15 protein-coding genes and 1 tRNA gene are annotated in these 19,056 nt (G+C 71.0%); 7 read left to right on the top strand and 9 right to left on the bottom strand.

What is annotated here, in order from left to right; all coding sequences use genetic code 11:
* Nucleotides 1-2 precede the first annotated feature (2 nt).
* Nucleotides 3-1,178 carry a methyltransferase domain-containing protein gene (locus tag Scani_RS14840; protein ID WP_159475037.1) on the top strand — a complete coding sequence of 392 codons (1,176 nt, stop codon included), beginning with the start codon at nt 3-5 and terminating at the stop codon, nt 1,176-1,178.
* Nucleotides 1,179-1,214: 36 nt separating this feature from the next.
* Here Scani_RS14840 and Scani_RS14835 read toward each other — a convergent pair whose 3' ends face one another.
* Nucleotides 1,215-1,484 (bottom strand): helix-turn-helix domain-containing protein, encoded by a 270-nt coding sequence (locus Scani_RS14835; protein ID WP_246295795.1) that lies wholly within the window; start codon nt 1,482-1,484, stop codon nt 1,215-1,217.
* An 842-nt stretch (nt 1,485-2,326) separates the two neighbouring features.
* Here Scani_RS14835 and Scani_RS14830 point away from each other — a divergent pair.
* Nucleotides 2,327-3,922 carry an aldehyde dehydrogenase family protein gene (locus tag Scani_RS14830; RefSeq protein ID WP_159475033.1) on the top strand — a complete coding sequence of 532 codons (1,596 nt, stop codon included), beginning with the start codon at nt 2,327-2,329 and terminating at the stop codon, nt 3,920-3,922.
* A gap of 53 nt (nt 3,923-3,975) precedes the next feature.
* Here Scani_RS14830 and Scani_RS14825 read toward each other — a convergent pair whose 3' ends face one another.
* Entirely contained in the window at nt 3,976-5,310 is a 1,335-nt protein-coding gene (locus tag Scani_RS14825; protein ID WP_159475031.1) for a DUF2254 domain-containing protein, read from the bottom strand.
* A 105-nt stretch (nt 5,311-5,415) separates the two neighbouring features.
* Here Scani_RS14825 and Scani_RS14820 point away from each other — a divergent pair.
* A tRNA-Leu gene (locus tag Scani_RS14820) sits at nt 5,416-5,500 on the top strand.
* A gap of 326 nt (nt 5,501-5,826) precedes the next feature.
* Here Scani_RS14820 and Scani_RS14815 read toward each other — a convergent pair.
* Genes Scani_RS14815 through Scani_RS14805 form a run of 3 tightly spaced genes read right to left on the bottom strand, consistent with a single transcriptional unit; the run spans nt 5,827 to nt 10,443 of the window.
* Nucleotides 5,827-7,389 carry a GMC family oxidoreductase gene (locus Scani_RS14815; protein WP_159475029.1) on the bottom strand — a complete coding sequence of 521 codons (1,563 nt, stop codon included), beginning with the start codon at nt 7,387-7,389 and terminating at the stop codon, nt 5,827-5,829.
* A 13-nt stretch (nt 7,390-7,402) separates the two neighbouring features.
* Nucleotides 7,403-8,977, bottom strand: coding sequence for an APC family permease (locus Scani_RS14810; RefSeq protein ID WP_159475027.1), 1,575 nt, complete (start codon nt 8,975-8,977; stop codon nt 7,403-7,405).
* Nucleotides 8,974-10,443, bottom strand: coding sequence for an aldehyde dehydrogenase family protein (locus Scani_RS14805; protein ID WP_159475024.1), 1,470 nt, complete (start codon nt 10,441-10,443; stop codon nt 8,974-8,976). Before Scani_RS14805 ends, Scani_RS14810 begins: the two co-directional genes overlap by 4 nt.
* Between Scani_RS14805 and Scani_RS41740 the strand changes: the two genes are divergently transcribed.
* Nucleotides 10,427-10,558 (top strand): hypothetical protein, encoded by a 132-nt coding sequence (locus Scani_RS41740; RefSeq protein ID WP_281391929.1) that lies wholly within the window; start codon nt 10,427-10,429, stop codon nt 10,556-10,558. The genes Scani_RS14805 and Scani_RS41740 overlap by 17 nt on opposite strands.
* Nucleotides 10,559-10,672: 114 nt before the next feature.
* Nucleotides 10,673-11,197, top strand: a complete 525-nt coding sequence (locus Scani_RS14800; RefSeq protein ID WP_159475021.1) for a DUF6314 family protein — start codon at nt 10,673-10,675, stop codon at nt 11,195-11,197.
* Nucleotides 11,198-11,307: 110 nt separating this feature from the next.
* Here the strand turns inward: Scani_RS14800 and Scani_RS14795 are convergent, their stop codons facing one another.
* Nucleotides 11,308-12,804 (bottom strand): hypothetical protein, encoded by a 1,497-nt coding sequence (locus tag Scani_RS14795; RefSeq protein ID WP_159475018.1) that lies wholly within the window; start codon nt 12,802-12,804, stop codon nt 11,308-11,310.
* 193 nt (nt 12,805-12,997) lie between these two features.
* Here Scani_RS14795 and Scani_RS14790 point away from each other — a divergent pair, with 193 nt between their 5' ends.
* On the top strand, nt 12,998-14,329 hold the full coding sequence (locus Scani_RS14790; protein WP_246295793.1) for a PucR family transcriptional regulator: 1,332 nt from the start codon (nt 12,998-13,000) through the stop codon (nt 14,327-14,329).
* 49 nt (nt 14,330-14,378) lie between these two features.
* On the opposite strand, the gene Scani_RS14785 is transcribed toward Scani_RS14790, so the two are convergent.
* Together Scani_RS14785 and Scani_RS14780 are read right to left on the bottom strand one after the other, a co-directional pair.
* The gene (locus Scani_RS14785) at nt 14,379-15,263 is read right to left on the bottom strand and encodes a class I SAM-dependent methyltransferase (RefSeq protein ID WP_159475015.1); all 885 of its coding nucleotides are present in this window, start codon (nt 15,261-15,263) and stop codon (nt 14,379-14,381) included.
* A gap of 63 nt (nt 15,264-15,326) precedes the next feature.
* Nucleotides 15,327-15,974 carry a TetR/AcrR family transcriptional regulator gene (locus tag Scani_RS14780; RefSeq protein WP_159475012.1) on the bottom strand — a complete coding sequence of 216 codons (648 nt, stop codon included), beginning with the start codon at nt 15,972-15,974 and terminating at the stop codon, nt 15,327-15,329.
* Between the two features lie 648 nt (nt 15,975-16,622).
* Here Scani_RS14780 and Scani_RS14775 point away from each other — a divergent pair.
* Nucleotides 16,623-17,438, top strand: coding sequence for an SAM-dependent methyltransferase (locus Scani_RS14775; protein WP_159475010.1), 816 nt, complete (start codon nt 16,623-16,625; stop codon nt 17,436-17,438).
* 166 nt (nt 17,439-17,604) lie between these two features.
* Here the strand turns inward: Scani_RS14775 and Scani_RS14770 are convergent, their stop codons facing one another.
* Nucleotides 17,605-18,870 carry a hypothetical protein gene (locus Scani_RS14770; RefSeq protein ID WP_159475007.1) on the bottom strand — a complete coding sequence of 422 codons (1,266 nt, stop codon included), beginning with the start codon at nt 18,868-18,870 and terminating at the stop codon, nt 17,605-17,607.
* Nucleotides 18,871-19,056: the final 186 nt, after the last annotated feature.

Genomic DNA, 19,056 nt, shown 5'->3' with positions numbered 1-19,056 from the left:
CAGTGACCACCAACGCACGCGAGGAGCGCCCCAGCCTCGACGGGCTGGGGCGCGCCCTCATGTCCGCGGGTGCCCTCTCCTCCGACTGGGCACCTGCCTACGCTGCCGTACCCCGAGCCATCGTCCTGCCGGATCTGATCTGGCCGTTCGACCTGGCGGCTGGCCGAAGTGTGCCGGTGTCCAGGGCGGAGGAGCCGGAGAGGTGGCAGGAGTTCGCCGACTCCGACGTGCCCATCGTCACCCAGTGGGACGATGGGCAGCACAACGGGACCGAGCCGGGCCATGTCCCGACCAGCTCCGCGTCCATGCCGAGTGTGGTCTTCCGCATGCTCCAAGACCTGGACCTGCAGCCGGGGCAGCGGGCCCTGGAAATCGGCACCGCCACGGCCTGGAATGCGCTGCTCATGGCCCACCGTGCGGGGCCGGGGTGCGTGACCACGGTCGAAGTGGACCGGTCCCTTGCTACCGCCGCCATGGCTACGGTGGAGCGGCTGCGCGCCGCTGTCCAGGTCGTCCACGGTGATGGGTTCCAGGGCTACCAGGACGGGGCGCCGTATGACCGGGTCATCGCTACGTGCGGACTCCGGGCCGTCCCGTTCGCGTGGGTGGAGCAATGCCGGCCGGGGGGTGTCATCGTCGCCCCTTGGGGGACGGATTACAGCCACGCCGACGCGGTGGCCCGCCTGGTGGTAGCGCCAGACGGCGCGAGTGCGTCCGGCAGGTTTACAGGCCCTGTGGAGTTCATGAAGCTCCGGGCGCAGCGGTTCGCGCCCCGGCCCCACTCCGAGTACGTCACTGGGAGCGTGGCGGATGGCGTCGAGTCCTCCACGACCATCACCGAAGCGGAGTTCGTCGGGGAGCAATTCGGCCCGGAGCGGTTCGCTATGGGCCTCCGCGTCCCCCAGTGTTCCTACGTCGTGGCGGACAAGCACGATGGTGCGCGACCGGTCTGGTTCTACAGTCTGAGTGACCGGTCCTGGGCGTGCGTGCTGTTCCGCGACGGGGACACAGCGAGGGTCTGGCAGTCCGGTCCCCGCCAGATGTGGGACGAAGCGCAGGCAGCGTTCCAGTGGTGGGTCGGCCATGGCCGACCGGACCAATCACGGTTCGGTCTGACCGTGACGCCCGAGGGCGAGCGCGCGTGGCTGGACGACATCGCCCATTCGTGGGCCGTTTGAGCGGGCTCGGCGCGCACCAATCCGCTGGGCCCGCGGCTACGGATCCCGTACGAGGACCGAGAGCGGAACGCCGAGCGCGTCGGCGATGTGCAGGAGGTGATCGAGGATGAGGCTCATCATGCCGTTCTCGATGCGCGAGATCGTTTTCCGATTTAACCCGCCTGCGCGCTCGGCCAGCGCTTCTTGGGTGAGGTTGCGGCGGAGTCGTGCAGTTCTGATGGACGCGCCGATCGCCCGGCGGCGGGTGGGTACCCAGTCGGGCAGCGGATCGGACGGACCTGTCAACGCTCTGCCGACCTTGATCAAATGTCTGTACCACGGAGGGTACATTTTTTGATCATGGGACGCGGGTCACCCTCTGGGTGATTGCGTGGTGAATCGAATGCGTGTTCCCATGATCCCCGGCGCCGATCAGCTGCGCCCCACGGGTGGGCGCCGGGCGGTAGCCGAAGGTGGCACCTTTGTTACTGCCCGGCGCCTTGAGCCCCCTCCCCTTCCGGGAGGGGGCTCGCTTTCGTTGGGGGTCTGACATGCAGTTATGCGGGCGCCCGTGGGAGGTATTTGGGAGACGGGCTTCCGAGCTCAGGCCGTGAGCAGAACGTGGGAGACCGTGAGTGGAACGGGGCTACGGCGGCAGGGGGCGTCACTAAGGCCTCCCTGACCTGGCGTCCATTGATTCCAGTGGCTGGTCCGGGCGCCGGGCATCCTGCCCAGAGAAGTTCCTCAACTTCATCATCGGGGAGGTCGTCCGCCACCACCGGGCGATCGCCGACCGGACGCAGGAGGGGACGGGGCAGCCGGCCGGACCCGCGGCCGGCTGAGCCGTACCCACGACCGACGAGGGTGGGCGGTGCCGTCGCGGCGCCGCCCACCCTCGTCGCGCACCGGCACCCGGGAACTGCGCGCCCGCCACGGCGTGTTGATGCCGGACGCCGAGGAGGCCGGCGATCCGCGCCGCCCCCCCGGGCCACGCGGTCGCCTCACCCGGGTGGCCCCGTCGCCCGCGCCGAGTGACACTCGCCATACCTGACGCCGGACCGTCCCGCGGTGCCCCCATGCCCACTACCGTCCAGTAACACGGTTCCCCCGGGAGCCGCCGAGCGCCACCACCCTGCCCCTCCGGCCGTGCACCGAGAGTGGAGAAAACGATGGCCCCCACCGCAGAATCCCCCTCGAACTCGCAGCGGAACGCGCACCCCACGCCCGCCCCGACGCTTCGCCTCAAGCCCGGAACGTCCTGGCAGGACGCCTGGCAGCGCAGCCTGGCCGCGGCCCCCGAAGCCTTCCGCGACGACCAGGCGCTCAACCTCTGGGCCGCCGCCTGGCACCCGGACGGCGACCCGCTGCCCGCCACCAGCCCCGTCGACGGCACCCCCGTCGCCGGCCCGCCCCGGCTCGACGCGGACGCCGCACTGCACGCCGTACGGGCCTCCCTCGACCAGCACCGGGCCTGGCGCCACGTCCCGTTGACCGAACGCAAGGCCCGGATCTCCGCCGCCCTCGACGCGCTGACCGAACACCGCGAACTGCTCGCGCTGCTGCTCGTCTGGGAGATCGGCAAACCCTGGAAGCTGGCACAGGCCGACGTCGACCGGGCCATCGACGGCGTCCGCTGGTACGTCTCCGAGATCGACCGGATGATCGCCGACCGCACCCCGCTGCCCGGCCCGGTCAGCAACATCGCCAGCTGGAACTACCCGATGTCGGTGCTGATCCACGCGATGCTCGTCCAGGCACTGGCCGGCAACGCGGTGATCGCCAAGACCCCCACCGACGGCGGTCTGGTCTGTCTCACGCTCGCCTGCGCGCTGGCCGCCCGTGAGGGGGTCCCGGCCACCCTCGTCAGCGGGAGCGGCAAGGAACTCTCACCCTCCCTCGTCCGCTCGCCGGAAATCGGCTGTGTCTCCTTCGTCGGCGGCCGCGACACCGGTGCCCGCGTCGCCACCGCCGTCGCCGACCTCGGCAAACGCCACATCCTCGAACAGGAGGGCCTCAACACCTGGGGCATCTGGAACTACACCGACTGGCCGTCGCTGACACCCCTGGTGCGCAAGACCTTCGACTACGCCAAGCAGCGCTGCACCGCCTACCCCCGCTTCGTCGTCCAGCGCGAGGCCTTCGCCGACTTCCTCGCCGCGTACCTCCCGGCCGTACGCAGCGTCCGGTTCGGCCACCCGCTGGCCGTCGCCGACCCCGCCGACCCGCTCCCCGAACTCGACTTCGGCCCGCTGATCAACGCAGCCAAGGCCAAGGAACTCGCCGACCTCACCACCGAGGCGATCTCCCGGGGCGCCGTTCCCCTGCACCGCGGCAGCCTCGCCGACGGCCACTTCCTGCCCTCCCAGGACACCTCCGCCTACTTCCCGCCCACCACCCTTCTGGCCCCGCCCTCCTCTTCCCCGCTCCACCACGCCGAGCCCTTCGGCCCCGTCGACACCCTCGTCCTCGTCGACACCGAGGCCGAGCTCCTCGCCGCCATGAATGCCAGCAACGGTGCCCTGGTCGCCAGCCTGTCCTGCGACGACAAGGACACCTTCGACCGTCTCGCCCCGCAGATCCGCGCCTTCAAGGTCGGCCACGGCAAGCCCCGGTCCCGCGGCGACCGCGATGAGCTCTTCGGCGGCTTCGGCAACTCCTGGAGCGGCGCGTTCGTCGGCGGTGAGCTCCTGGTCCGCGCGGTGACCGAGGGCCCGGAGTCCGAACGTCTGCCGGGCAACTTCCCCGACTACCACCTGATGCCGTAGCCGTACGGCAGGCCCGCCCTCCGGGCGGACGGCGGGACCTTTGCGGACCCGCCCTAGCCGATCCCCTGCCGGTCGGGCGACGAGGCGAACCGCCGGTCCGCGGCGGCCGGCACCGCACGCTCCACCGACTGCAACAGGAGCGTGCGGTGCCGCAGCAGCGGTTCCCGCCGGTCCGGCGGCGCGAGCAGCAGCAGATCATCGATCCCGGCCAGGATCCGCCGGGTCACCTGCGGACTGTGCACCGCGGCCCCCCGGACCTCGGTCAGCCCGAGGTCCACCAGATCCGTCCAGCCGGGAACGTTCTGCACCAGCCGCACCGCACCCCGGCGATCCCGGTGGTGGACCGCTCCGAGCGGTCGCCGCACCACCACCGCCAGGATCTGCACGATCCGGTCCAGGCACTGCACGGCCGTGGTCGGATCGTTCACCGCAGGCGACAGCGCCCGCAACGCGATGTCCGACAGCTGCCGCAGCCCGAGCCCGAGATCCTGGTGGAAGGTGCGCTCCACCCCGACCGACACCGTGTACCGCAGCGCCCGCCGCGGCGGCGGCGCTCCGCCGTGCACCGCCAGCACCGGCGTCCCCGGCATCACGAAGTCCCCGATCCGCGGGATCAGCCGCAGGACGACCCCCTGCCGCCGCGCCACCCGCACCAGCCGCGCCACATGCACGTCCAGGACGGCCCCGGCCCGCCCCTCGTGCGCGATCCGCCCCGTCTCCGGCGCGAGACGTGCCCCGTCCTCCCCGCCTTCCCCTCCCGTGCCCTGCCGCGCCAGCATCCGCAGCGCCTCCCGGGTGATCCGGTCGACCACCGGCCCCACCTGCATCAGCCGCAAGGTCGCCGACACATACGCGATGAACAGGATCAGGCTGAGCCCCACCAACACCATCGTCAGCACGCTCTGCACGACGGGCACCGACGTGACCTGCCGGACGTCGGTCTCGCTCTCGTACGAGGTGAGCACCAGCAGTGAGAAGAGGAAGGTCGCCAGGAAGACCGTGAGCGTGATCTTGCTGATCCGGCTCCTGATGAAGATCCGCACCACCCGCGGGGTGAGCTGACCGCTCGCCATCTGCACCGCGACCAGCGAGATGCTGAAGACCACACCGATGAAGGTCATCATCGCCGAGCTGATCGTCGTCACGATCGTCTTGGTGTCCTCGGCGATCGAGACCAGTTCCCGCACCGCCTCGTACGCATGCGCCTGCTGGAGCAACGCGATGATCTTGAGGTCGATGGCCGACGCCGCCCACCACAGCAGCACCGCACACAGCAGCCCCGCGGTCGGGGCGAACCAGAAGGTGTCCCGCAGATGCTCCCGCAGCGGCGAAAGCGCTCGTGGCCTGCGTGGACCACTGATATGCGCGACATGTCCATCATTGCCCATAAATCGAGGTTATGTGGCGGACGGATATGCAGGTGAAAGGCACTCCGAAACCTTGGTATTGTTGTCCATGTCGCCGCGGGGAACGCCCCGCGAAGATCACACCTAGTCCGGGTGGCGGAATGGCAGACGCGCTAGCTTGAGGTGCTAGTGCCCTTTATCGGGCGTGGGGGTTCAAGTCCCCCCTCGGACACCGACGAAAACCCCTGCTCAGCAGGGGTTTTCTGCATTTCCGGGCGGCGCCGAGAAAAAGTCGGAATTGCCTGTTCCATACCCTTTGTCCGGGAGTATCCTGAACGCAGGCCTACGGGGCGAGCGAGGGAGTCCGACCGGACTGGCCTCGGGGAAGGCAGCTCTGGTTGCCGCCGAGGACGTGAAGGAAGGCCGGGCTGAGAGGCCGGAAGGTCGCAAGACCGGACGGCGACCCCCAAGCACCTGATCCGGACCATGCCGGCGAAGGGAGCCCACCTCGTAGGTCGTTGCCGTGCGCTCCGTCGATCCGTGATCGGCCGGGGCGCATCAGTCGCTGCGCATCAGATCCGCACACTTCTCCCCGATCATCATCGTGGTGATACAGGGGTTCACGGCCGGCAGGAACGGCATCACCGAAGCGTCGGCCACCCGCAGGCCGGTAACGCCCTTGACGCGCAGGTGGGGGTCGAGGGGCGTCGACGGGTCGTCGGGGGCGCCCATCTGGACCGTGGACGCGGGGTGGTAGACCGTGTTGTGCGTGGCGCGGACGTACTCGAACAGGTCGGCGTCGGAGTGCGTGGACGGCCCGGGGGCGAGTTCGGTACCGGCCCACTCGACCATGGGCGTCTGGGAGACGATCTCGCGCGCGAGGCGCAGCCCGTGGGTCATGACGCGGATGTCGTGTTCGTGGGTGAAGTAGCGCGGGTCCACCATGGGCTTGTCACGGAAGTCGCGGGTGCGCAGCCGGACCGTGCCGCGCGAGCGGGCCCGGGTGACGTTCGGGGTGAGGCAGAAGGCGTTCTCCGAGGTGGGGTAGCCGCGACGGTAGGTGTTCATGTCGAAGGGCACTTGGCCGTAGTGGAACATCAGGTCCGGGCGGTCGAGGCCGGGTTCGGTGTTCACGAAGATGCCGATCTCCCACCACTGGGTGGAGGTGTCGACCATGGGCTGCTTGGCGTCCCACATGATCACGCCCTCCGGGTGGTCCTGGAGGTGGGAGCCCACGCCGGGGGAGTCGACGATCGGCTCGATGGCGGTGGCCCGCAGATGGGTGGCCGGGCCGATGCCGGAGAGCATGAGGAGCTTCGGGGAGTCGATGGCGCCGCAGGAGACGACGGTCTCGCGGCGGGCGTTGACGGTGCGGGTGTGGATCAGGTCGGGCGCGAGGTAGTCCACGCCGGTGCAGCGCCGGGCGGAGTCGAAGTTCAGGTGTCTGGCCTGGAGCCCGGTGCGCACCTCCAGGTTCTTGCGGGTGCCCAGGAGGGGGTGGAGATAGGACACCGACGCGGAGGAACGGGTGCCGTCCGGGCGGCAGTTGATCTGGAACCAGTTCGCGCCCCGGACGACGGTCTTACCGGTGTTGAACGGCGTGGTCGGGATGCCGGCCGCCACGCAGGCCTCCAGCAGCGCCACCCCGCACGGGTCGTGCGGCGGGACGGTGCGCAGGGTGACCGGGCCGTTGCGGCCGTGGTGGTCGCCGGGGGCGTCGTTGTTCTCCAGCCGCTGGTAGAGCGGGAAGCAGTCGGCCGCGCTCCAGCCCGTACAGCCCATCGCGGCCCACTCGTCGAGGTCCTCGGCCGGGGCCCAGAAGGCGATGCAGGAGTTGTGCGAGGAGCAGCCGCCGAGCACCTTGGCGCGGGCGTGCCGCATGAAGCTGTTGCCGTTCTCCTGCGGTTCGACCGGATAGTCCCAGTCGTAGCCGGACTCCAGCAGCCCCATCCAGCGGTCCAGGCGCAGCACGTTCTCATCACCGACGTCGGAGGGGCCGGCCTCCAGGAGGCAGACGGTGGCCGTCGGGTCCTCGCTGAGCCGGGCCGCCACGACGGAACCGGCCGTGCCGCCGCCGACCACGACGTAGTCGAACTCGTCCACAGGGGCCTCTCGGGACATCGCGCGCTCCTGATCAGGGGGTGGGGGTGCTGCTGTTGCCCGGGCCGCCGCTGTCGGGGGTGACGGCCGCATGCATGGCCAGGACGCCGGTGCGCTTGCGCTGGACGAACCAGTAGTAGGTGAACCCGCCGATCGCCACGACGCCGATGAACAGGAAGGCGCCCCAGCGCAGGTACCAGTGCTGCGGGCCGGTCGCGTTGTAGACCGCGGCGCGCGGCCAGGCGAGGTTGAGGGACATCCCGAAGCCCCAGAGCACGGCGAGGATGTTCACCGGAAGGCCGAACTTGCCCAGGGAGAACTTCCCCTTGGCCGGCGTCCAGTTGCCGCGCAGCCGCTGGAACAGCATCGGCAGGGTGACCGCCAGGTAGGCCAGGTAGATCATGATGATCGCGATGCTGGTGATCACCGAGAAGATCTGCGGCTGGTTGACGTTGATGAGGAGGATGCCGATCGCCACCAGGCCGATGACGACGGCCGGCAGCACCGGCGTCTGGAAGCGGGGGCTGACCTTGGCCAGCAGGGAGGCGGCCGGGAGGTTGTTGTCCCGGGCCATGGCGAACGCCAGCCGGATGCCGGCCGTGTGCACCGCCAGCTCGCACACGGTGATCGCGATGACCACACACCACAGCACGATCTGTCCGATGGTCGAGCCGAGCGTGGAGAGCACCACGTACTGCAGGCCGTCCACGGACAGCTTCGCGGAGTGCAGATCGGGCACCGAGAGCAGGGCGAACAGGAGGATCAGGCCGCCGATGAGGAAGGACGCGACCAGCGCCCGCAGGATGGCGCGGGGCGCGTTGCGACCGGGGTCCTTGGACTCCTCACCGAGCGACGAGGCGGTGTCGAAGCCGTACATGACGTACGCCGAGGCCAGTGCCGCGGTGAGGAACGCACCGAAGTAGCCGAGGTTCTCGCCGCTGCCCAGACCGAAGGTGTTCAGCACGACGCCCGGGCCGCGGGTGACGTGCGCGGCGAGAAGAATGATCAGGACGATGGCGGCGATGAGTTCGATCGCCACGCCCGCGGAGTTGATCCGCGCCATCAGCTTGACGCCGAAGGCGTTCACCAGGGTGGTGAAGGTGATGAGGATGGTGCCGAGCACCACGGCGTTCTCGGCCGCGGACTTGCCGGTGCCGTCGCCGATGAACTGGAACCAGGACGAGATCTGCGGCAGCGTCACCTGGTACGCCAGCGCCACCGCGGACAGCGACACCATGGTGGCGGTCACCATCATCCAGCCGCCGAGCCAGCCGATGTGCGGGCCGCCGAGCTTCTTGGACCAGTTGTAGACCGATCCGGCCACCGGGTAGCGGGCGGCCAGCTCGCAGAAGCACAGCGCCACCATCAGCTGCCCGAGGAAGACCATCGGCCAGGACCACCAGTACGCCGGCCCGCCGTGGGCGATGCCGAAGTAGAACAGCTGGAAGGTGCCGGTGAGGATGGAGATGTAGCTGATTCCGGCGGCGAAGGTGTGGAAGTTGCCCAGGGTGCGCTTGAGTTCCGGCTTGTAGCCGAGCTCGGCGAGCGAGTCGTCGTCGTGCGAACCGTCGGCCCGGGTGCCCGGGCGCGGGGAGTCGGCGTCGGTCACTCGAACCACCTCTGCGGACGCGGCGCGGTATTGCGCCAGATGTGCTTGGCCTCCTGGTATTCGGCCAGCCCCGCGGGCCCCAGCTCGCGCCCGATGCCCGACTGCTTCATCCCGCCCCACTCCGCCTGGGGCACATAGGGATGGAAGTCGTTGATCCACACCGTTCCCGCGCGCATCCGGGCGGCGACCCGGTGGGCCCGTCCGCTGTCCTGCGTCCACACCGCTCCGGCCAGCCCGTACACCGTGTCGTTGGCGAGCGAGACCGCCTCGTCCTCGGTACGGAACCGTTCGACGGTCAGCACCGGGCCGAAGCTCTCGTCGCGTACGACGGACATGTCCGGGGTGCACTCGTCCAGCACGGTCGGCAGGTAGTAGAAGCCGTTCGCCAGCGACGGATCGTCGGGCCGGGAGCCGCCGCAGAGCAGTACGGCGCCCTCGTCGAGCCCGGCCGCCACATACGCCTCGATCTTCTCGCGGTGCGCGGCCGAGATCAGCGGGCCGGTCCTGGCGTGCTCGTCGAACGGCCCGCCGAGCCGGATCCGCTGGGTGCGGGAGACCAGCTCGTCGACGAACGCATCGTGCAGCTCCTCCTGGACGAGCAGCCGGGCGCCCGCCGAGCAGACCTGCCCGGAGTGCAGGAAGGCCGCCATCAGGGCGTAGTCGACGGCGGTGTCGAAATCGGCGTCCGCGAAGACGATGTTCGGGTTCTTGCCGCCCAGTTCCAGGGCGATCTTCTTCACCGTGGGCGCCGCCGCGGCCATGATGCGCCGGCCGGTGAGCAGACCGCCGGTGAACGACACCATGTCCACCCGTGGATCCTCGGTCAGCGGCGCGCCCACGGCCTGGCCGGTGCCCAGCACCAGATTGGCCGCGCCGTCCGGCAGCCCGGCCTCGGCCAGCAGACGCATGAGGTGGATGGCGGTGTGCGGGGTGAGCTCACTGGGCTTCAGGACGAAGGTGTTGCCCGTGACCAGGGCGGGGGCGACCTTCCAGGCGGTCTGCAGCAGCGGGTAGTTCCACGGGGTGATCAGCGCGCAGACGCCGACCGGCTCGTGCCGCACCGTGCTGTCGATCTCCGGGTCGCCGGCGTCCACCACCCGGTCGGTACCGCCGGACGCGCCGAGGTTGCCGAAGTGGCGGAAGCAGTTGGCGATGTCGTCCATGTCGTAGCCGCTCTCGACCAGCCGCTTGCCGGTGTCCAGCGATTCGGCCCTGGCCAGCGCGTCCTTGTCGCGCTCCAGCAGCTCGGCGACGCGCAGCACCAGCCGGCCGCGCTCGGCCGCCGGTGTCCGTGGCCAGGACCCGTCGTCGAAGGCCGTCCGGGCGGCGCCGATGGCCGTCGCCGCGTCCTTCGGCCCGCCCTCGTCGACGGTCGCGACCAGCGTGCCGTCCGCCGGGCAGCGGATCTCCCGCACCTGCCCGTCGGCCGCTGCGGTCCACAGACCGCCGATGAACAGCTCCGGCATGGTGGTGCCTCCGGTCTCCGGCTCGTACGAGGCGGCAGCGGCGGGCGCGGCGCCCCGGCCGACGGCGTCGGGCCGACGGGCGGCCCGCCGCGCGGACCTCGGTGACGATCACTGAACCGAGAGTAAGACGGGCGGTGCGGCTCCGCACGGTACGAAGGGCCGGGGGAGAGGGAACGGCACCGGGTGGGGCCGACGGAGTGACCCGGCGGGCGGACGGGAGAATGGGGGGATGGGCAGTGAGCCGGACCGAAGGCGTGGGCGGGAGCCTCAGCAGGACCCGGAGCATGGCGCGGTGCCGGGGCCGGTCGCCGAGCCGTCTCCGTACCCCGTCCCCGATGCCGCGGCGTACCTCTCCGGCCGCTGGAGCATCGAGCGCACCGTGTACGACCTGCGGGCCGGCACCGAGGGCGGCTTCCGCGGCACCGCGGAGTTCCGTACCGATCCGGCGGGGGACGGGCTGCTCCACTTCGAGGAGGGGCGACTGAACTGGGGCGGGACCCAGTACCCGGCGAGCCGCACCCTGTGGCTGCGGCCCCGGCCGGACGGCACCGCCGAGGTCGACTTCGCCGACGGCCGGCCCTTCCACGACCTCGACCTCCGGACCGGCCGCTGGAGCGCCGTCCACCCCTGTGCCGCGGACCGGTACGCGGGATGCTTCACCGTCACCGGGCCGGACACCTGGCATCTGGAGTGGCGGGTCGGCGGGCCGGCGAAGGAACAGCTGCTGCGCTCGGAGTACCGGCGGCTGGGGTGAGAGCGGCGGCGTCGGTACGCCGACGACCGCCAAGGCCACGCGGACGCAAGGACGGCGCCCCCGGGAGAGATGTCCCGGGGGCGCCGTCCTTGCGTGTGCGGAGTGAAGGCTCAGGCGGCGGGCAGCTTCCCCCGTCCGAAGAGCTTGCGCTCGTCGTGCAGGGCGAACGGCGTGGTCCTGAGGTCGGCGATCTGGATGCCGAAGATCTTCAGTTGCAGCATCAGCTCGGTCTTGAGGTCGTAACCCGCGCTGAGCGCCCAGGCCGGGGCGCTGCCGTTGCTCGCCGCGGCCCGCCCGGTGAGGTGGACGGAGAGGTCGCCGCCGACGCCCGCGGTGTCGTAGAGGAACACCTGCGCGTGCGCGCCGACACGGGCCGTCGCGGTGGCCGCACCCTCGACCCGGGGAGCGGCTCCCTTGGTCTGCTGGTGTGCCTCGTGCAGCGCCTGCCATCCGGCCTGGCGGTCGTACTTCGCGCCGACGGCGAACGAGCCGGAGGTGCGCTGGTCCGCGTCGAGCACGATGCGCCCGCCCGCGGTGAAGCGGTAGGTGAAGGTGACCTCGGTGCTGACCACGACGGGGACCGGGCCCACCCAGAAGACGTGCCGTCCGGTGACCGCCGCCAGCGGCACCGCGACCTGCCCGGTGTCGGCGGTCCCGCGGACCTTGCCGTGCACCTGCCAGCCGTAGGCGTACGAGCCGCCGAGGCCGATGGCCGCGCGCTGCGGCAGCAGGTTCAGCCCGCCGCGCTTCTCGTACTGGAAGATCAGCTCGGGCCGGAAGGTCACCTCGCCGGCCAGCTTGGCGGGAGACTTGCCGGTCGCCTCCACGCCCTTGGGCAGCGGCACGTTGACGCCCAGCCGCAGGGTGGTGAGCGCCTTGCGCGCGTCGGGCGACAGCGTGCTGCCGGAGGAGGTGGCGGCCGGGCGGGTACCGGAGGGCACGAGCTGGGTGCGGACCCCGGAGGAAGCGGATGCCGAGGGGCTCGGGGAGCCGGAGGGGGTGGCGCCGGGGCTGCCGGACGGGGTGGCCGGGCCGTCGCTGCCCGCCGCGGTGCCGGCGGCGGGCTTCTGCACGGTGACACCCGAGGAGAGCGGCCTGACCGAGACCTCACCGGGCTGCAACGCCGCGCGCTGGTCCACCTTCTGATCGCCGAGCAGCTCCGAGAGCGTGGCGGGGGCGGTGGTCACCCGGACCTTGCCGTCGCGGGAACCGGTGACCTTGCCGACCTTGAACAGCGCACCCGACGGGGCGTGCCGGTTCGGCGCGGCGGCGATCACGTCCCCGGTCCGTACGGTCTTGCCGGCCGACGGCTTGAGCTCCGCCTGCTTGCGCTGCGCGTCGTACGACGAGAGCTGCACGGAGACCGAATTGCCGGAGCGGGTCGGCGCATCGGACGGCCGGGCCACCGCGGCGGTGCCCTCCGGACCGGTGGCCCGGGCGTCGTCCGGCACGGCACCCGGGGCCGTCGGCCCGGTGGCCCGTATGCCGGCCGCGGACGTGCCGGGCTCCTCGGAGTGCGAGAGCAGCGCATGGGTGCCGAGGGCGGCGGGGACGAGTACGCCGACCGCGGCGGCGGGCACCGCGATACGACGCCAGGAAACAGCCATGGGATTCCTTGATGATGCGGGGGGTGATGGGGAGGCACAGCGGGGCCGGGCGCCGAACGCCGGGACGGATCCGGACGGCGGGGAAAAGTCGTCCAGGATCGAACATCTGTAGGGGTTCGGGCGGCTTCCTCGTAGCATGGCGACGAATGATCGCTTTCGCCATGGGGAAAGACACCGAGTCGGGAGGGGACGGGTGGAGACTTCCACAACGGTGCCGGAGTCCGTCGCCGCGCTGCATGCCGCGATCGACGCCCTCACCGACGAGGTCATCGGCGGCCTGCGGGCCCAAATCCCCTCCTACGCAGGGGTGTCGGTGGGCCAGCTCCGACCGCGGGTGCTGGCGTCCCTGCGCAACGGCCTGTCACTGGTGCAGCGCTGGTCCGAGGAGCGGCGGGGACCACAGGGGCACGGCGACGGCCGGGCGTACGCCATCCCGGAGACACACCTCGACGAGGTGACGGCGCTGGCCCGCTCGTTGCCCGCCGAGGACATCATCTCGGCCTACCGGATCGGAACGGACATCGTCTGGCGCCGGTTCGGCGAGGAGATGGCGGCCCGGCGCGGCACCGCCGAGGACCTGCTGCCGATCGCCGAGACGCTCCGGGCCTGGGTCGACGCCAACACCCTGCGCATCGTGCGCAGCTGCCGGGTCGGCTTCCCGGGCGACGCGATGACGGACCGTCGGCGCGCGGCGCTGGTCCGCGCCCTGCTGCTCGGCGAGGCGCGGTGGGGGAGTTCCCGTTCCGCGGGCGGCGCGTGGGGCGCCGGTCCCGGCGGCGACGATCCGGCCGAAGGGCCCCGGGCCGGCGGACACCCCGACGACGGAGAAGCCCCGGACGGCTGGTACGACCGGAGCGCGCTCCGCCTCCCCTTCCGCGCACGCCTGCCCGAGGATCCCTCGCCCGGTGCGCCGGACCGCACCCCCGAGCTGCCTGCCGTCGGCCATCCCGGCCCCGGCGACCGCGCCTTCGACCGGATCGTCGCCCTGCTGCGCCCCTGGCTCGCCCTGGACGAGAGCGGGAAACCGCTGGTCACGACCGTGGACGCGGAGGTGGCGGGACTGCTGACCGGCCGGCCTGCCGGGTTGTGCCGCGGGCTGGTCCTGGGGCTCGGCGCCCCGGCCCCCGCGTCCGGACTCGCCGCGGAATTCACCCGGGCCACCCAGGCGCTCCGGGCCGCCGCCGGGTTCGGGCTCGTCGGGGCGTTCACCCGTGAGGAGCTGGGGCTGCGGGCCACGGTCGTGGCGCTCCCGGCGGTAGGGGAGCAGCTGGTGGGGCTGCGCCTGGCGCCGCTGGCCGAACGGGGCGAGGACGGCGCCCAGTTGGAGGAGGCCGCGGCCGCCTACCTCCAGCAGGGCCTGCGCCTGGAGGCCGCCGCGCGGACCCTCTACGTCCACCCCAACACCCTGCGCAACCGCCTCCGGCGCTTCGAGGAGATCACCGGCACCAGCCTGCGTGATCCGGCTGACCTCGCGGAGGTCTGGTGGGCGCTGACCCACCGCCGGATCCACGGTCCGGCGAGCTGAGGCGCCCGCCGGACCGGACCGTCGAACGCCCCCCCTGTCGGCCGGTGGCTCAGGCCTTCACCGCCCGCAGGGCATACAGCAGCGGAACGATCGGCTCCGACGGCGGGAGCCGCCACCAGCCGTTCTCCGACGGCACCATCGAGTCGAACCTCTTCCAGGGCAACAGCTCGGTCTCCCGTACCAGTTGCACGGTCAGCCCCGCCCCGATCACGGCGGAGATCACCTCCCCCAGGCCGTGCCGCCACTCGTAACTCGTCGTGGCACCCTGCACCGGCGGACCGTCGGTGTACGTGGACGGCGTATCGCTCCGGAGCGGTCCGCGGCCGCCCAAGTAGTCGTGGCGGAGCTGTAGTTGCTGGCTGTCGGGGCTCGGCGTCGGGCCCAGGGAGTCGAGCAGCGGATGGAACTCGACGAGATAGAACGTCCCCCCGGGCCGGAGCAGCGCACTGACGATCTCGGCCCAGGCGGTCAGATCGGGCAGATAGCACAGCGCGCCCTTGCCCGTGTAGATCACATCGAACCGGCGCTCGCCCAGCGCCTCCACCGCCCGGTGCACATCGGACCGGACGAACTCCACGCTCCGGCCGGCCTCCTCGGCGAGCCGTCGTGCCTCGCCGACCGCCGCCGCGGAGAAGTCGAGGCCCACCGTGCGCGCGCCACGCTCGGCGAACGCGGCCGTCTCGGTGCCCAGATGACACTGCAGATGCAGGACGTCCCGCCCGGCCAGCTCACCCAGATCCGTCCATTCGAACGGCGCGAACCAGTCCTCGGCGGACCGGGAACCGTCCAGGCCGTAGAACGCGCTGGCCACATGGACCGGGGTGCGGGCGTCCCAGTTCGCCTGGTTGGCGCGCACCATCTCCTCGATGCCGGGTTCCTCGGTGGCGGGCGCGGCCCCCGGGGCGGTCGACAACTCACTCTGCTCTGTGGTCATCCCTCTCTTGTACCGGCCGGGCAGGGCGCCCGGCCAGTACCGCAAGCGCCGTGGCGCGCGCCCCTACGACTCCTGAGCCGGCGTCGTCCACACCTCGCCGTCGCGGACATTGCGCATCCCCACCCACACCATGTTCATCAGCCGCAGGGTGATCCGCTCCGGGGGCTCGTCGGGGTGGAGCGTCATCCAGTCGGTGAGCGAGTCCGCCGCCCCGACCAGGGTGTACGTCACGAAGTCGGCCTCGTCGTCGGGGCAGGCGGGCCCGGTACCCTCCGCGCTGTCGGCCCGGACCAGCCCGGAGACCTCCGTCACCACCGCCAGCCGGGACCGGGCCAGCTCCGCCGCGATCGCCGGGCTCAGCTCCGACGCCTGACGGTGCAGTACCACCCAGCTGTCACGGTGTTCGGTGACGAAGGTGAAGAACGCGAGCAGCCCCGCCCGCAGCCGCAGCTCGGGGGTGTGCGCGGGGCCCGCGGCAGCCCGTAGCGCGGTCACCAGGCGCTCGGTCTCGCGCCGCAGACAGGCGAGGAACAGCCCCTCCTTGGAATCGAGGTAGAGGTAGACCATCGGCTTGGATATCCCGGCGAGTTCGGCGATCTCGTCGACCGAGGCGGCGTGGTAGCCGCGTTTGGCGAAGACCTTGATCGCCGCGTCGATGATCTGCTGCTCCCGGACCGGGCGGGGGACGCGTCGCCTGCGTGTGTCAGTCATTCGTGCCAGCTTACCGCAACGTTACTGGTGAGTAAGTTTACGTGGAAGTAAGTCAGTGGGCGAGCACGGGCGTGTGCGGGCGGGCCCGATCGACAGGTGTAAAGCGGGCCGACGGTGGTAGGCGTCCTCACGCAACGCCCCTTTCCACAACGGCTGTTGCTCGGGTGGCTGCCGTGGTGGAACCGGATGCGGGTCGGGCCCGAGTGCGCTCCTCGGCCGGTTCCGGACCGCATGGGGGCGTGCCCGGCGTCGGGTGTCGCCGGGGGAAGAGGAACGGGCCGCCGCCTGTGAGTGGCGTGGTGGCGGCCCGTACCCCCGCGTCGGGGAGCTCGCGGGGCGGAGTCGAACCCCGAGGGGGCGATTCCCGGCCGTGACGGGCACGACGGCCGTGGCGGCCGCGACGGCCATGACGGGCAGACGGGCTGTGGCCTGGCCGAATGAACACCCCAGATCCGTACGCTTGTTGGGGCGCTCAACTGTGCCGGTGAGGTGGCACCCGGCACTTGCCCGCAAGGGACCCTGCCGCTCGTCTGCAACAACCGACGTTCGGTGGGTATGTTGGGGGCTTGCAGCGCGTGGTCACTCCTGTACGGAGCGATCACCCCTGCCCCATGGCTGATGACTGTCGAAGCGACGGGAAAGTGTGGAATGAGCCAGGAATCACGATCGCAGTCCAGCGCCGTCGATGTCAGCATCCCGAGTGTGGCGCGGATGTACGACTACTACCTGGGCGGCAAGGACAACTACGCCGTGGACCGCGAGGCCTGTGAAGAGCTGAGCAAGGTCGTCCCGAGTACCCAGGTGCTGGCGATCAACAACCGGCGTTTCCTGCAGCGGGTGGTCCGCTGGCTGGCTCGCGAACACGGCATCCGTCAGTTCATCGACCACGGATCAGGCCTGCCCACCCAGGACAACGTCCACCAGGTCGCCCAGCAGGTCGACCCGGACTCCCGGGTGGTCTACGTCGACAACGACCCCATCGTGCTGGCGCACGGCCGCGCGCTGTTGGAGGAGAACGCCCACACGGCCGTGATCCAGGCGGACATGCGGGACACCGACGGGATCTTCGGCAGCCCCGAGGTCGAGCGGCTGATCGACTTCGACCGGCCCGTCGCCGCGCTGTTCGTCTCGGTCCTCCACTGCATACCCGACGCCGATGACCCGGCCGGTCTCATCAAGCGGGTCGCCGACCGGCTGGTGCCGGGCAGCTTCCTGGTGGTGTGTCAGCTGGTCAGCGAGGACGCCGCCACCCGCGACTTCGTGACCGAGTTCATGCGGGTCAGCACCCACGGCCAGTGGGGCCGGGTGCGGCAGGCCCATGAGCTGGCCGGATTCCTGGAGGGGCTGGAGGTCCAGGAGCCGGGTCTGGTGGAGGTCTCCACCTGGATGCCGGATGCGGACCTCGGTCCCAAGCAGCTCACCCAGGAGTGGATCGAATTCGGCGGTGTGGCCCGCAAGCCGTAGCGCGATCGCACCACACGCACGGAGGGGCGGGGCGCCCGGTAGGCGCCCCGCCCCTCCGTGCCGTTTCCACACCGTGGAGGTGCGCAGGGCCGAGCTGGGGGAGAGCCGCTTCCACAACGTCTCCGACGGGGAACCGGAGCACTGGAGCGCCGCATCAGCGCCGTGTTCAGAGCTGAGGTCGGGCGGCACCGAACCGGGTGTCGTCGCCCAGCGCGGTCTCCTGCGCGAACGCGGCGTACGAACTCGGGTTCACCAGGGCGTCGGTGGTAGGGATGGTGCTGTAGCGGGGCATGGTGACGCCGTTGATCACGGCCGGGCCCTGCGGCACACCGTCGATCACCTCGTCCGACCACTCCGGTACGTCGACGCCGGCGTCGAAGCGGAAGTGGCACGCCTCATGGATCAGCGCCGCCGCCCGGCCGTTGGGCCCGTGGAAGGTCGAGAACTCGTCCCCGATCTGAGTCAGTGCGCCCGGGGCGGTCACGGCCGGAAACCCCAGGTCCGCGGTCCACTTGAACTGATTCGGAAGATCGGTGAGCCGCTCGTGGATCTGCGTCAGCCGGCTGCGGACCGTGTTGACCACGGTCGCGTCCGGGGAGCCGGTCATGAAGTGATGCCCGAACGCCGTTCGGGTGGCGGGGGCGAGCGGTGTCGCGGCGGCCGCTGATTCGGCCGCGCGGATCCAGTCCAGGCCGAGCTCGATGGCGGGTCCGGCATCGAGCAGCGGGAAGAGGCCGTTCCACTGGCCGACGACATCGACCGGATCGGTGACGGTGTTGTCGACGACCTCCCCGTTGAAGTCGTAACGGCAGTAGACCGGAGCATTCACGACGAAGCCACCGCTCGAGGTCCGTCTGCCGTCCCTGTTCACCCTGGTGGTGACGGTCCGGAACAGGTACGCCTTGGTGCCGAAGGCCCGCAGGCCGGTGATCTCGCCGTCCAGGTCGTGAGTGAAGGCGCCGCTGGTGTGCCAGTTCGGGCCGATCGGCTTCGGGTAGTCGGCCGAGGCGGCGTTGGCCGGCCAGTCGAAGCGCATGTAGTCCGGGCCGTGGAAGAAGTAGGCGAAGCCGCTCTTCACCCCACCGCCCGGGAAGACGGCGTCCAGCGCGGTCCAGTCGGACGGCAGGGACCAGTTTTCCGCCGTCGAGGCGGGGTCGCCGTCCGGCTGCAGACCGACCAGCTTGATCCGTTGGTAGTTGCCGCCCTGGAAGACGTACTCGAAGTCACTGAAGGCTTGTTGGCCGAGCAGCGCGCCGTCCAGGTCGCGGTCGAACGGCGAGGGGAACAGCGGCTGCACCGGCGCGCCCGCGATGACCACGTGGTCCGCCGCCCAGTCGTAACCCACCGACCAGCCGCCGGCGAAGACGATGCTCAGGCTCGGGTCGGCGTCCGGCGTGGGCAGCGCGCCGGCGATGCGAACGGTGGAGGACATAGCGATCCGCCTGAGGGAGGAAGGGGCAGAGGGGCCGGGACGTCGTCCGGAACACGGGCGGCACGGCGCCTCCCTTTCCACGCTAGCCCCGCGGCTGCCGGCCCGCACCCGGTCACCGGTGGCGTCGCCGACAACTCGGCGGGGTGTCCCCGTGGTTGGAGCTGGAGAGGTCGCAGTCGGGCTCGG

This window comes from Streptomyces caniferus, assembly GCF_009811555.1.
Lineage (GTDB): Bacteria > Actinomycetota > Actinomycetes > Streptomycetales > Streptomycetaceae > Streptomyces > Streptomyces caniferus.
This window is presented reverse-complemented; position numbering and strand designations above follow the sequence as displayed.

Coding starts and splice junctions, on each gene's coding strand:
- Scani_RS14830 (WP_159475033.1), top strand. CDS start 2,327: ATGGCCCCCACCGCAGAATCCCCCTCGAACTCGCAGCGGAACGCGCAC.
- Scani_RS14825 (WP_159475031.1), bottom strand. CDS start 5,310: ATGGGCAATGATGGACATGTCGCGCATATCAGTGGTCCACGCAGGCCA.
- Scani_RS14815 (WP_159475029.1), bottom strand. CDS start 7,389: ATGTCCCGAGAGGCCCCTGTGGACGAGTTCGACTACGTCGTGGTCGGC.
- Scani_RS41740 (WP_281391929.1), top strand. CDS start 10,427: ATGAACAGCTCCGGCATGGTGGTGCCTCCGGTCTCCGGCTCGTACGAG.
- Scani_RS14805 (WP_159475024.1), bottom strand. CDS start 10,443: ATGCCGGAGCTGTTCATCGGCGGTCTGTGGACCGCAGCGGCCGACGGG.
- Scani_RS14800 (WP_159475021.1), top strand. CDS start 10,673: ATGGGCAGTGAGCCGGACCGAAGGCGTGGGCGGGAGCCTCAGCAGGAC.
- Scani_RS14795 (WP_159475018.1), bottom strand. CDS start 12,804: ATGGCTGTTTCCTGGCGTCGTATCGCGGTGCCCGCCGCCGCGGTCGGC.
- Scani_RS14785 (WP_159475015.1), bottom strand. CDS start 15,263: ATGACCACAGAGCAGAGTGAGTTGTCGACCGCCCCGGGGGCCGCGCCC.
- Scani_RS14780 (WP_159475012.1), bottom strand. CDS start 15,974: ATGACTGACACACGCAGGCGACGCGTCCCCCGCCCGGTCCGGGAGCAG.
- Scani_RS14775 (WP_159475010.1), top strand. CDS start 16,623: ATGAGCCAGGAATCACGATCGCAGTCCAGCGCCGTCGATGTCAGCATC.
- Scani_RS14770 (WP_159475007.1), bottom strand. CDS start 18,870: ATGTCCTCCACCGTTCGCATCGCCGGCGCGCTGCCCACGCCGGACGCC.